The following is a 13,429-nucleotide window of genomic DNA, read 5'->3' as shown; positions in this document are numbered from 1 at the left end:
ACTTTCTGCGAAAATAATTGTACAGAAATTTTGTTTGCAAAAGAAGACGAACAAGTAAAAAAGCTTGCGATATGCGGGCTTTTCTTGTATCTAAGGTTCTTTAAACTGATTAATATTAACGCCTTCAAGTTTAAGCAACTGAATTTTCTTATCAATTCCACCGCCATAACCAGTTAAATTGTGATTAGCACCAACAACGCGGTGGCAAGGTATGATAATGCAAATATGATTTCTACCAATAGCACCACCGGCTGCTCGAATAGGTAAGTGGTCCTTATCTTTTGCAGCCTGTACGGCAATGTCTTTATAAGTAGTTGTCATCCCGTAAGGAATTTTTAGTAATGCTTGCCAGACTCTTTTTTGAAAATCAGTACCGATCAAATGTAATTGAGGAGTAAAATCTGGTTCTTTGCCTTGAAAATAGATATCAGCAGAAGCTAAATATTTATTTCCTCCTTCTGAATATTCTTTATCAAGATTGTCACCGTAGTAGCGATCAGTATCTAGCCATAAACCAATAAGTCCTTGTTCATCACTAGCGAGCAATATTTTGCCAATAGGTGAATTATAGTAAGAAGCTGTTTGCATGTTTTTTCTCCTATGATAAAAATAAGATGCTACCATCCATTATGATTGGTAGCATCTTATTAATCTAATTTATTTTCTTAGCTTGTGCACCTTATGTGCTAGCACCATTTCTTTATTGCGATCTTCATAGATCATATCCTTGATGTAATTCCATGGGATTAACAAAGGCGTTTTGCTATTTTTACGGAAAATGAAGTCTGCGTGTCGTCTTTCCAAGTGACGCAAATATCTTTTAGCATTTTGAATCTTAGTATGGTGTTCCAAATGCAATCGTGGTTCGAAATCGACGATTTTGTGTTCAGCGTTGAAAATAGGTCTAACTTTATGGTGCCAGTTCTCAGCACTAGAGATATGATCGCTGACCTTTTTTCCGGCTTCTACGATATTCTCTTTGGTTGCTGGACTTTTCTGATCCTTAAACTCCGCATGTGGATCTAGATAGTAGTTGCCCAAACCATCTTGACGATAAAGTCGTATTTTCTTGAATGTCTTATTTTTCTTGTCCATTCTTACTTCGATAACGTCACCATTTTTGTGATTCATTAAATACATGTGATGTTTTCTAGTGTAATTTGCACTTTTCATGATCAGAAATCTCACCTCTACATTAATTATTCTGAAACGATATTATACCAGTATTTTAACTATATTTTTGCTTTACGAGTATAAAAGTTTATAATTTTTAAAAAGAAATTTCAATTCTTGAGAATTAGAGAAGGAAAAAATCCTAATGAAGGAACTTAATATATTTTATTATGCTACCATTTGGAGTTTTATATATTGGAATATGCTGTGCTACATATTTAAACTTAATTAATTTTATTATTAATTTTGTCTGGCATGTTTTGTTTGATAAATTACCTGTTCCTAGTCAGGCTTTACCGTTTTTTATTTGTATTCCTTTTGGGTTCATTATTGGTATATTAATTAAGCGTTTAGGATCATATCCATTAACTATCGAAGAAGTTTTAATGAGTGTTAAGCAGGAGGGAAAGATCAATTATCACAATTGGTGGAAATCTTTAACCTTAGGTCTTATTTCTTTAGCCGCGGGTGGCAGTATTGGACCAGAGGCTTCAACTACTGTACTAGGAAGTGGCATGGTTAATTGGCTGGGAGATAGATTACGACTAATTGCTTATTCTTCTGATTGGAAATGGAATCATTTTTGGGATACTATCGTTTCGAAAAAACAACTAAAAAAACTGCCAAAATTTAGTAGCCTTTTTAAATCAAAATTGCATCAAAAAGTTTTTTGCTTAATTATGGTTATGATCGGCGTGGTTGGTGCAGCAATAGTCTTTAAATTATTCCCTGAAGAAGGATTATTTGGTATTCATCATCGCCATATTCTCTGGCAATGGCGCTATAGTATGTATGTAATTATTCTATTAATTGTAGGTTGGAGCTTCGGTATATTTTTCTTATGGAGCGAAAAATGGAGTGATTATTTTGCTAAAAAAATTACTATTTCACCGATTATTAAAGCAACTATATGGGGAATAGTTCTTGCATTACTTACCTTAATTACTAGTTATGCCCTGTATTCTGGTGAATTTCAAATTGTTCCATTTGTACACCAGGCGTTGCAAATATCACCATTATTTTTGCTAGTTATAGCAGTCATCAAAACCTTGTCTACTAATATAGGTTTTAGTTTAGGCTGGCGTGGTGGAAAAATTTTCCCTTCGATTTTTGCTAGTGTAGCAGTTGGCGCAGCGATTGCGCAATTTTTACCAATTATGCCAGTTATGTGTGTAGCCATTACAGTTAGTGCAAGTATTGCAGTTATCTTGGGTAAACCTTTATTAACAGCTATTTTATTGATTCTGTTATTACCAATAGAATTGGCTCCTGTCATTTTAGTAAGTGCGTATTTAGCTGCCTGTTTAACAAAAGTGAGCTATAGTTTTAGACAAAAGAATAATTAGGGAGGTATTTTTTATGAACGAAAAAAACGATGCAGTAACTGGTGCTTCTTTGATAGAGAATCAAGAAGAAAAAGTGAAAAGCCCATGGCCAGGTCCTAAAGGCATGATTCCTGTAACAAGTGGGCGTGCTGACGATGCTAATGTACATAATCGTGCCTACTTAGACAATATCTTGGTGGAGATGCGTTTGCTTGATTCAGTTGAGCCAGACTTAACAACTGAGATTTTTGGTAAAAAATATGCCTCACCTTTAACTCTGGCTGCAGTCTCTCATTTGAACAAGGTTTTACCAGATAAGACACGTAAGCCAATGCAAGAAAAGGCACGTGCGGCTAAGAATACCAATACTTTAAATTGGATTGGTATGGAGTCAAACGAAGAATATGCCGAAATTGTCAAAGAGAGCGGCGATACAGTTAGAATTGTGAAGCCTTACGCAGACCATGATAAAATTATGGGCGAACTAAAACAAGCAGAAGAATTAGGTGCCGTAGCTGTTGGAATGGATATTGATCATGTGCCTGGTGATAACGGTAAATATGATGTAGTCGATGGTATTCCACTAGGACCGATTTCATTTAGCGATCTTGAAAAGTATGTTCATGCAGTTAAACTGCCGTTTGTGGCTAAGGGCGTGCTATCCGTGCGTGATGCCGTTAAGGCTAGAGATGCTGGTGCCAAGGCAATAGTTGTTTCACATCACCACGGCCGCGTTCCATTTGGCGTGCCACCACTAAAAGTTTTGCCAGCAATCAAGCAAGCCTTAAATGGCAGTGGAATGACCATTTTTGTAGATGGATCATTGATGACAGGCTACGATGCATACAAGGCTTTGGCATTAGGCGCAGATGCTGTACTGATTGGTCGAGGGATTCTTTCTGAATTGTTAAAAGATGGGCAAAAAGCAACAGAAGATAAGATTAAGAAAATGAATGAGCAGCTTGCACAAATGATGTTGTATACTGGCGTTAGAGATACTAAATCATTTGATCCTAGTGTGTTACATTTTGATTAGGATAGAAAAATGAAATAGTTTATTTTTTACAGTTTACTATAATTAAGTGGCTATTAGCCTATAATAAAGGCGTTTAAAGCTATACTGAATAGTGTTATGCTTAACTCGGACGTTGTTATAAGGTAATTATTTAAAAGTAATTAGTTGTATACGAAAACATGCTTAGCTCTGGTAAAAGCTAAGCATGATGTCCCATAATATTGAGCCGCTTGTAGATTATACTACAAGCGGTTTTATTTTAGATGAAAATAACAAGTATTTCAAAAAGTGAGTATCTATGTTTTGCTATTATGGAAATGGATTGATTTAGAAAATGATGCTATTGAAATTTCATTATGAGCGGGGATGCAAAACCTTTTTTAAAAAGCATAAGAATGAGCAAAAGATAATTAAGCAGTTAATCGATCAAGCGATTACTAAGGAATTGGCAACTGGTATGACTAAAGTGAAGATCGCTGCAATGACTCGGATTGAGGGAAAATCAATTTACGAGTTTCGCCTAAATTTGAAAAAAGCTGGTTCAGCGAGAGTCGCTTTTGCAGTAAAGGATGAGCAAGTACTAGTTCTTTTGATTACCTCTAATTTACAGAAGGATAGTTTTAGTCATGAATTAGAAACTGTTCTGAAAGGAAGTCATTATGCGTTTAATTCCAATTAAGCAGGCAGAGACTTTGCTCAAAAAAATGTGTAGTAATAAAAGTAAATATGTAGAAATTAAATTATTAACGGCAAAAAAGGATCGTTCAATTAGTGTGAAAAATGATGGTAAAAAGCTAATTTTAACTGAAGATGGCTATTTGAACTTTACGCAGGAATATGAATTGACTGATCCAGCTGTTGGCCGTCATGCAGTTTTAGCGGCTTTTAAAAAGGAATTTCCGCGTAGTAATCGTGCGTATCTGATTGCTAAATAGTATACTTTAACTATAAGAAAAACTATCAGTGCTGATCAGAAAGGAAGTCTTTTTATCAATGAAATATGCAGAAAAATCTCCCGCATTATGGGATGCCATTCATAATGAAGAACAGCGCCAACAAGACACCATCGAATTAATTGCCTCTGAAAATATTGTTTCTGATGCAGTTCGTGAAGCACAAGGTTCTGTTTTAACTAACAAGTATGCCGAGGGCTATCCTGGTCGACGCTATTATGGCGGTTGTCAATATATTGATCAAGTTGAACAACTTGCTATTGATTATGCTAAAAAATTGTTTAACGCAAAGTTTGCTAATGTGCAGCCACACTCTGGATCACAGGCTAACATGGCAGTTTATCAAGCACTTTTGAAGCCAGGTGATGTCATTTTAGGTATGGGAATGGATGCTGGCGGTCACTTGACTCATGGATCCAAGGTTAACTTCAGTGGTAAGGAATATAAGTCTTACAGTTACGGCCTAAATGTTGAGACTGAAGAACTAGATTTTGATGCCATTCGTGAAATTGCTCTTAAGGTTAAACCTAAGTTAATTGTAGCCGGTGCTTCTGCGTACAGCCGCATCATTGATTGGCAAAAGTTCCGTGAAATTGCAGATGAAGTTGGGGCATACTTAATGGTTGATATGGCTCATATTGCTGGCTTAGTAGCAACCGGTCAACATCCAAGTCCTGTTCCAGTAGCTGATGTAGTAACTACAACTACACATAAGACCCTGCGTGGCCCTCGTGGTGGGATGATTTTGTCCAACAATTTAGAAATTGGTAAGAAAATCAATTCCGCTTTGTTCCCAGGCATTCAAGGTGGGCCACTTGAGCATGTCATCGCAGGTAAAGCGCAAGCATTTTATGAGGACTTGCAACCACAATTTACAGATTATATTAAGCAAGTCATTAAAAATGCTAAGGCAATGGCAGAAACTTTTGCTGAATCGGACAATATTCGTGTCGTATCTGGTGGTACTGATAACCATTTGATGATTATCGATATTACTAAGACTGGTATTACCGGTAAAGATGCTCAAAATTTACTCGACTCTGTTCACATCACTACCAACAAAGAATCAATTCCAGGCGATCAACGTTCACCATTTGTTACTAGTGGGTTGCGGATTGGTACGCCAGCAATTACTAGTCGTGGCTTTGATGAAGCAGATGCTAAGAAGACTGCGGAAATGATTATTGAAATTTTATCTGATCCAGAAAATTCCGCAACGATTGCTCATGTTAAAGAAGAAGTTCAGGCATTAACTAAAAAACATCCAATTGAATAATTCGTGTAGCAGAATTTAGCCGTCCTAGTTCTCAGCTGGGGCGGCTTTTGTTATAATAAAAAATTAAAAATAATGGAGTTAAGGAAACGTGATTATTTGGAAAAGTTAAAAAGACATAAAATAGGCTTATTTTCAGCGATTATGCTGGCCTTGAATTCTTTAATTGGTTCGGGTTGGCTTTTTGGTTCAGGTTCTGCAGCACAAATTGCAGGTCCAGCCGCAATTTTATCTTGGATTTTAGGTGCAGTAATTATTATCTCAATTGCATTGACTTATGTAGAATTAGGTTCGATGTTTCCCGAAAGTGGTGGGATGAGTCGATACGCTCAATATAGTCATGGACCGTTATTGGGTTTTGTGGCTGCTTGGGCTAACTGGATTTCACTAGTCACATTGGTACCGATGGAAGCCGTAGCTGCCGTGCAATATATGAGTTCTTGGCCCTGGAGCTGGGCTAACTGGACTAAAAATTTTATTAAAAACGGCAGTATTACTTTTGCTGGCTTAGGTGTGGTTATTATTTTTATGCTGATTTTTACAATGATCAATTTTTGGTCAGTTAAAATCATGACCCATTTTACCAATTTGATTTCTATTTTTAAGATCTTATTGCCTACTTTGACGATTATAGTTTTAATTGCTTCTGGTTTTCATGGACAAAACTTTGGCAGTAATTTACATGAATTTATGCCTTATGGTAGTCGGTCCATTTTTGAAGCAACTTCTGTTTCAGGAATTATTATGTCTTATGATGCCTTTCAGACGGTCATCAATATGGGTGGGGAATTGAAAAATCCGCGTAAGAATATTGTGCGTGGGGTATTGATTTCAATGTTAATTACTGCGGCAATTTACATTATGTTGCAAGTGACGTTTATTGGTGCAGTTGAGCCAGGCATGTTAGCTAAAGTAGGCTGGCATGGAGTTAACTTTACCTCACCATTTGCGGACATTGCTATTATTTTAGGCATTAATTGGCTAGTGATTTTGCTCTACCTAGATGCATTTGTTTCACCATTTGGGACAGGGGTAGCATTTGTAGCTACGGCCTCAAGAGCCCTAGCGGCAATGACACACACACGTCATTTGCCAAAATGGTTAGGTAGATTGAATCAAAAATACTTAATACCACGTTATGCGATGATTGCTGACTTTGTTTTGGCGGTTATTTTAGTAAGCTTATTTAGAAACTGGAATTTACTAGCAACAGTAATCACGGCCTCAACTTTGATTGCATATTTGACTGGTCCAGTAACGGTAATGACTCTAAGAAAGAAAAGACCAGATCTTGATCGTCCATTTAATCCTGGTTATATGAAGTGGCTAGCTCCAGTTACCTTTATACTAACTAGTTTGGCAATTTACTGGTCAATGTGGCCAACGACTATTCAGGTGATAATTGTTATTGCCTTGGGTTTGCCGATTTATTTTTATTATGAAATTCACTACCAACATTCAAATTTAAAAGAACAATTACATAGTAGTTGGTGGATGATCGGTTATTTGATTTTTATGTCACTTATGTCCTTTGTGGGCAGTAGCGGTTTTGGTGGTCAGAACTGGATTAAGTATCCATTTGACTTTGTAGTAATTATCATTATTTCTCTCGCCTTCTATTATTGGGGAATTAAGACAGGGTTAAAGAAAATCGATCCTTATGCTGAAAAAATTGCGCAAAATAAAGAATAAGTAAAAAAACTGTTGGGATTTTTGGTCTCAACAGTTTTTTGTTCGCTATTCTGCTTCATCAAGATACTTATTTAGTACCTTGAAAACACCGTTGTCGTTATTAGTAGGTGCAATAAATTTAGCAGTCTTTTTAACGATATCTTGACCATTAGCCATGGCATAACTTAAACCAGCAAATTTCAACATTTCAAGGTCATTTTCACCATCACCGAAGGCAATTAATTCACTTCTTGGCACGTCTAAATAAGCTAAAAATTCCTTTAGCCCTGCGGCTTTATTTACACCTTCAGGAATAATATCCATGTAGCTCCAACCACTAGTTGTGACGTGGATTTTTTCTGTACTACGGCTGTTGAAGTCATGTTCTAATTCATGTCGAATCTTGCTGGGATAGTCCATTGTGATCTTAGTGTATTGGTCATCAGCAGGAATTTTATTAAAATCATCAATTTCGATGCTATTAGGATAAAAATAATGATGGGACCGCTTGTATTCTGGTGGTGTACTTTTTAAAAAGTAGGAGTGCTTAACGCCACTGATTAAAATGTTTTGGGCTGCACCAGGATAGCGTGCGTGCAAATATTCAATAAAATTTAGGATGCATTTTTTTGAAAAGCTTGTTGTACGAATAATTTTTCCATCGCGAACTAAGACCGCACCATTGTCGGCAACAAAGTCAATAGAATCGATAAATTCGCTAAAGTCATCAGCCAAACGACCAGCTGGACGGCCGCTAGCAATAATAAAATGTGCCCCGTGTTGATGCAGACGAGTTAAAATCTCGCTAAACATTTGATGATCGTATTGTTTTTCATCGTTAACAAAAGTACCGTCAACGTCTACAGCAACGGCCTTAAAGGGAAGAGTAGTCATCTAATTACCTCACTAAAATTTGATACCGTTAACAGTTTACCATTTCTTGCAAGTGCTTACATAAATTATTTATATTATGTTTAACAATAAATTTGAAATTTACGAGGTAGAAAAAATGACACCATGGTGGAAAAAAGCAGTTGTTTATCAAATTTATCCTAAGTCATTTCAGGACAGCAACGGTGATGGCATAGGTGACTTACAAGGAATTATTGCTCGTTTAGATTATTTGGAAAATCTAGGAGTTGATGCAATTTGGCTTTCACCGGTCTATCAATCTCCCGGTGTGGATAATGGCTATGATATTTCAAATTATGAAGCGATTGATCCGCAATATGGCACGATGGCTGATATGGATGAGTTGATTCAGAAAGCTAAGGAGCATCATATCCGAATTGTAATGGATCTGGTGGTTAATCATACATCTGACCAGCATCAATGGTTTGTGGAGGCACGAAAAAGTAAGGATAATCCTTACCGAGACTATTATATTTGGCGTGATCCTGTTGATGGACATGAGCCCAATAGTTTGAAGTCTGCTTTTTCTGGTTCAGCTTGGAAATTTGATGAGCAAACAGGACAATATTATTTACACTTCTTTGCGGAACAACAACCTGATTTAAATTGGAAAAATCCAGAGTTGCGGCAAAAAATCTACGATATGATGAACTTTTGGCTTGATAAGGGGATCGGTGGCTTCCGAATGGATGTGATTGAATTAATTGGTAAAGATCCCGACAAAATGATCCGTGAAAATGGTCCGATGCTTCATCCATATTTGCAAGAAATGAACAAGAATACATTTGGTGATCGAGATGTGATGACGGTGGGCGAAACTTGGAATGCGACACCGAAGATTGCAGAAGAGTACTCAGATCCAGCACGTCATGAATTATCAATGGTTTTCCAATTTGAGAATCAAGCTTTAGACCAGCAGGAGGGAAAAGAAAAGTGGGATTTAAAGCCGCTAGACTTAGGCGAATTGAAAAAGGTTTTAGTAAAGTGGCAGACAGAGCTTGATTTTAATCATGCTTGGAATAGTTTGTTCTGGGAAAATCATGATATTCCGCGCGTAATTTCACGTTGGGGCAATGATAAAAAATATCGGGTGCAGTGTGCTAAGATGTTTGCGACAGTTTTACATTTGATGCACGGCACACCATATATTTTTAACGGTGAAGAAATTGGTATGACTAATTGTCCGGTAAAAAATATTGATGAAGTAGAAGATATTGAAAGTGTCAATATGTATCATGAACGTCTGGCTGAAGGTTATGACAAAGATAAACTAATTCATGCGATCAATGTTAAAGGCAGGGATAATGCTCGTCGTCCAATGCAATGGAATGATGAGAAAAATGCCGGCTTTACTAAGTCAAAGCCATGGTTGACAGTAAATCCTAACTACAAAGAAATTAATGTGAAGAAGGCCTTGGCTGATCCTAATTCGATTTTTTATACTTACCAAGAATTGATTACTTTACGTCATGAAAATGAGATTGTGGTTAATGGTGACTTTAAGTTGGTTCATGATACTGGTGATGAAGTTCTTGCATATTATCGTATTTTAGGTACTGAAAAGTGGTTGGTGGTTGCTAACCTATCTGGTGAAGAGCAACAGTTTACGTCGACCGATCGCATTAAAGAAAACTTGCTTAGTAATTATGCTGTGCGTAATGATCTGCATGATATTACGCTTAAGCCTTATGAAGCATTTGCAGTGGCAATTAGATAAGCTAAAATTAAAAAGAACTTGAATTACTAACTTGAAGATGTTATTCTAGTTATCGTTAATCGATTAATCTATGATCTGTGATATGATCATGGCAAAGGAGTAATAAATTATGAAACAAGGTATTCATCCAGAATTTCAAGAAGTAGTTTTCATGGACTCAGCAACTGGTGCTAAGTTCTTAGCTGGCTCAACTTTGAAGCCATCAGAAACTATTGACTACGAAGGCGAAACTTACCCATTAGTACGTGTTGAAGTTTCATCAGATTCACACCCATTCTACACTGGCAAGCAAAAGTTTGCTCAAGCAGATGGTCGAATCGAAAAGTTCAACAAGAAGTACGGCTTGAAGAAGTAAGCCTTTTATCTGGTGGAAGCAGTCCCATTGGGGCTGCTTTTTTCGTTAGAGATTATTTGGCAGAATGCATGAAAGACAGTATAATGTTTTCTGTATAAAAATGTTTTTATGGGAGTAAATATTCAATGAAAATGCAAATGGCGGAAATTGCCAAGGCTTTAAATACTACTTGTGAAGGTGACAATCAAACTGTTATTACTTCTGTTGCCTTTGACTCCAGAAAGATCACAGATGGTGGATTATTTGTACCACTTGAAGGTGAACGTGATGGGCACGAATTCATAGCTAGTGCTATTAATAATGGTGCTTCTGCTACTTTATGGAAAAAGGGGCATCCGAACAAGCCAGAAGATATTGCGGTTATTGAAGTTGATGATCCGCTTGCTGCTATGCAAGAGCTTGCTCGCTATTATTTGCGTAAGGTTAATCCAACCGTAGTGGGAATTACTGGTTCAAATGGTAAGACTACTACCAAGGATATGATTGCTGCTGTTTTGTCTAAACGCTTTAATGTACATAAAACTCAGGCCAACTTTAACAATGAGATTGGTGTGCCAATGACCATCCTTGAGATGAAGCCAAATACTGAAATTTTGGTGCTTGAAATGGGAATGGACAGACCAGGTCAATTGCATCATTTAAGTGAATTAACCCATCCAGATGTGGCCGTAATTACAATGATTGGTGAAGCTCATATTGAATTCTTTGGCAGCCGCGACAAGATTGCAGATGCTAAGATGGAAATTACTGACTTTTTGCGTGAAGATGGCGAATTTATCTTCAATGGGGATGAACCATTATTGCAAGAACGTGCTGAGAAATTGGATCAAGCTAAAGCAACTTTTGGTTTTAGAGATGAAGATACAGTTCATGCAACTGGCTTTAAGAGTTATATGCATCATGCTACCTTTACAGTTAATGATTCAGAGCAAAAATTCTCAATCCCGATGATTGGTAAACACAATGTTTCTAACGCAATGGCTGCAATTAGTGTTGGTCGTCATTTTGGTGAAAGTGATGAGGAAATTGCCTCATCATTGTCTAACTTTACCCCAACGGCTAATCGGATGGAGTGGGAAAAAGGCGATGCTGGAGAAAGCATCATGAGTGATATCTATAACTCAAATCCAACTGCTGTTAGAGCTGTATTGACTAGTTTTGGCCAAGTTGAAGTAAAAGATAATGGGCGCAGAATTGCTGTTTTAGGTGATATGTTGGAATTAGGTAAAAACTCCCCTGAATTGCATGCTGGCCTTGAGGATACGTTAGATCCACAAATTATTAACGAAGTTTACTTATATGGCTCTGAAATGAAGAATTTGTATGATGCTTTACAAGATAAGTATGAGCCAGAGCATTTGCATTATTATACACAAGAACAGACAGATCGAATGATTGACGATCTGAAGAATGATATTAAGTCGGATGACATTGTTGTATTGAAGGGTTCACATGGAATGCACCTGGAAAATGTCTTGGCCCGACTAAGATAGGAGAACAATTTTTTTGAAGTTTTCAGAATTAGGATTAAATGACGCGCTTCTTAAGGCAATTAAACGTTCAGGCTTTGAAGAAGCAACGCCAATCCAGGAACAGACTATTCCCCTTGCTTTGCAAGGCAAAGATGTAATTGGTCAAGCCCAGACTGGTACCGGTAAGACAGCTGCGTTTGGCTTGCCAATTTTACAGATGATCGACAAAAAAGAAAAAGCAATTCAAGCGGTTATTATTGAACCAACGCGTGAACTTGCTATTCAGACGCAAGAAGAATTATTCCGTTTAGGTCGTGACGAACATGCTCATGTTCAAGTGGTCTATGGTGGAGCTGATATCGGTCGTCAAATTCGCTCATTGAAACACCATGTACCATCAATTTTAGTTGGTACGCCAGGGCGTTTGCTTGACCACTTGAAACGCAAAACTATTAATTTAGATCAAGTTAAGGCTGTCGTTCTAGATGAAGCAGATGAAATGCTCGATATGGGTTTTATTCAAGATATCGAAAGTATTTTGAAATATGCTAAGAACCGACAACAGACTTTACTCTTTAGTGCTACAATGCCTAAGCCAATTTTGCGGATAGGCGAAAAATTTATGGATCACCCAGAAATTGTCCGCATTAAAGCTAAGGAATTAACTGCTGATTTGATTGAACAATATTTTGTTCGTGCTAAAGAGTCTGAAAAATTTGATATTATGTGTCGACTAATTGACGTGCAGGGTCCAGATTTGGCTTTAGTCTTTGGTCGCACCAAACGTCGCGTAGATGAACTTACGCGCGGTTTGCAAGCGCGTGGCTACAATGCGGCGGGAATTCACGGTGATCTATCGCAAGCGCGTAGAATGTCAGTTTTGAAAAGATTTCGTGAAGGTAAGCTAGATATTCTGGTTGCTACTGATGTAGCTGCCCGCGGACTTGATATTTCAGGCGTAACCCACGTTTATAATTATGATATTCCCCAAGATCCGGATTCATATGTTCACCGTATTGGTAGAACTGGTCGTGCGGGGCAAAATGGAATCTCTGTTACTTTTGTTACGCCAAACGAGATTGGCTATATGAGAACCATTGAGCAATTGACTAAAAAGAAGATGTCGCCGCTTCGTCCGCCAACAGATGATCAGGCATTACATGGTCAATTAAAGCAAGCAAAAATTGAAATTGAAAATTTGATGAACGGTGATTTGGGTAAATATACCCAAGGGGCAAGTGAGCTGCTAGATAACTATTCAGCTCTCGACTTAGTTGCAGCCTTTTTAAAGAACTTGGCTAAAGATGAGGTTAAAGTCAAGATTACCCCAGAAAAGCCGTTACCATACAAGGGTGATGGTCGCCGCCGTCGTGGTAAAGGTCATGGCCGTAGCAATAATAATCATGGACGCGATGATTATCGCCGCCGGCGCAATAATAATTCATACCGTCATAATGGTAATCGTGGTAAACGTGGTCATGGCAATGGACATGAATTTGTAATCAAGAATAAGAAAGATTAAGATTTTATCTTAAAAAGGGAAGTTGTAATTTTTACAGCTTC

Annotated in this window: 13 protein-coding genes; 10 read left to right on the top strand and 3 right to left on the bottom strand. The window is 37.5% G+C overall.

Going from position 1 to position 13,429, the window contains the following annotated elements; genetic code table 11:
* Positions 1-90: 90 nt before the first annotated feature.
* The gene (locus CP363_RS08700) at positions 91-588 is read right to left on the bottom strand and encodes a methylated-DNA--[protein]-cysteine S-methyltransferase (RefSeq protein ID WP_089150631.1); all 498 of its coding nucleotides are present in this window, start codon (positions 586-588) and stop codon (positions 91-93) included.
* A 69-nt stretch (positions 589-657) separates the two neighbouring features.
* Positions 658-1,173, bottom strand: coding sequence for a hypothetical protein (locus tag CP363_RS08695; RefSeq protein ID WP_005718512.1), 516 nt, complete (start codon positions 1,171-1,173; stop codon positions 658-660).
* A gap of 260 nt (positions 1,174-1,433) precedes the next feature.
* Between CP363_RS08695 and CP363_RS08690 the strand changes: the two genes are divergently transcribed.
* The 6 genes from CP363_RS08690 (at position 1,434) to CP363_RS08665 (ending at position 7,431) form a co-directional block, all read left to right on the top strand.
* Positions 1,434-2,519 carry a chloride channel protein gene (locus CP363_RS08690; RefSeq protein WP_233187155.1) on the top strand — a complete coding sequence of 362 codons (1,086 nt, stop codon included), beginning with the start codon at positions 1,434-1,436 and terminating at the stop codon, positions 2,517-2,519.
* A gap of 13 nt (positions 2,520-2,532) precedes the next feature.
* On the top strand, positions 2,533-3,534 hold the full coding sequence (locus tag CP363_RS08685; RefSeq protein WP_061204414.1) for an alpha-hydroxy-acid oxidizing protein: 1,002 nt from the start codon (positions 2,533-2,535) through the stop codon (positions 3,532-3,534).
* Positions 3,535-3,847: 313 nt separating this feature from the next.
* Positions 3,848-4,192, top strand: coding sequence for a hypothetical protein (locus CP363_RS08680; RefSeq protein WP_005726293.1), 345 nt, complete (start codon positions 3,848-3,850; stop codon positions 4,190-4,192).
* A complete protein-coding gene (locus CP363_RS08675; protein WP_005721084.1) occupies positions 4,173-4,448 on the top strand; it encodes a hypothetical protein in 276 nt (91 codons plus the stop codon). Before CP363_RS08680 ends, CP363_RS08675 begins: the two co-directional genes overlap by 20 nt.
* Before the next feature lie 58 nt (positions 4,449-4,506).
* Positions 4,507-5,742: a serine hydroxymethyltransferase gene (gene glyA, locus CP363_RS08670; RefSeq protein ID WP_098036145.1), complete on the top strand. Its 1,236-nt coding sequence runs from the start codon at positions 4,507-4,509 to the stop codon at positions 5,740-5,742.
* Positions 5,743-5,838: 96 nt separating this feature from the next.
* On the top strand, positions 5,839-7,431 hold the full coding sequence (locus CP363_RS08665; RefSeq protein ID WP_089147153.1) for an APC family permease: 1,593 nt from the start codon (positions 5,839-5,841) through the stop codon (positions 7,429-7,431).
* A gap of 45 nt (positions 7,432-7,476) precedes the next feature.
* Here the strand turns inward: CP363_RS08665 and CP363_RS08660 are convergent, their stop codons facing one another.
* Entirely contained in the window at positions 7,477-8,304 is an 828-nt protein-coding gene (locus CP363_RS08660; RefSeq protein WP_098036144.1) for a Cof-type HAD-IIB family hydrolase, read from the bottom strand.
* Between the two features lie 115 nt (positions 8,305-8,419).
* Here CP363_RS08660 and CP363_RS08655 point away from each other — a divergent pair, with 115 nt between their 5' ends.
* From CP363_RS08655 to CP363_RS08640, 4 genes are all read left to right on the top strand, one after another.
* Positions 8,420-10,039 (top strand): alpha-glucosidase, encoded by a 1,620-nt coding sequence (locus tag CP363_RS08655; protein ID WP_057726268.1) that lies wholly within the window; start codon positions 8,420-8,422, stop codon positions 10,037-10,039.
* Positions 10,040-10,148: 109 nt separating this feature from the next.
* Positions 10,149-10,394 carry a type B 50S ribosomal protein L31 gene (locus CP363_RS08650; protein ID WP_005721090.1) on the top strand — a complete coding sequence of 82 codons (246 nt, stop codon included), beginning with the start codon at positions 10,149-10,151 and terminating at the stop codon, positions 10,392-10,394.
* A 125-nt stretch (positions 10,395-10,519) separates the two neighbouring features.
* Positions 10,520-11,887, top strand: a complete 1,368-nt coding sequence (gene murF / locus CP363_RS08645) for a UDP-N-acetylmuramoyl-tripeptide--D-alanyl-D-alanine ligase (protein WP_005721091.1) — start codon at positions 10,520-10,522, stop codon at positions 11,885-11,887.
* A gap of 13 nt (positions 11,888-11,900) precedes the next feature.
* On the top strand, positions 11,901-13,388 hold the full coding sequence (locus tag CP363_RS08640; protein ID WP_098036143.1) for a DEAD/DEAH box helicase: 1,488 nt from the start codon (positions 11,901-11,903) through the stop codon (positions 13,386-13,388).
* The last annotated feature ends 41 nt before the right edge of the window (positions 13,389-13,429 follow it).

The sequence above is a fragment of the Lactobacillus sp. UMNPBX12 genome, from assembly GCF_002553955.1.
In the GTDB taxonomy this organism is placed as follows: domain Bacteria; phylum Bacillota; class Bacilli; order Lactobacillales; family Lactobacillaceae; genus Lactobacillus; species Lactobacillus crispatus.
This window is presented reverse-complemented; position numbering and strand designations above follow the sequence as displayed.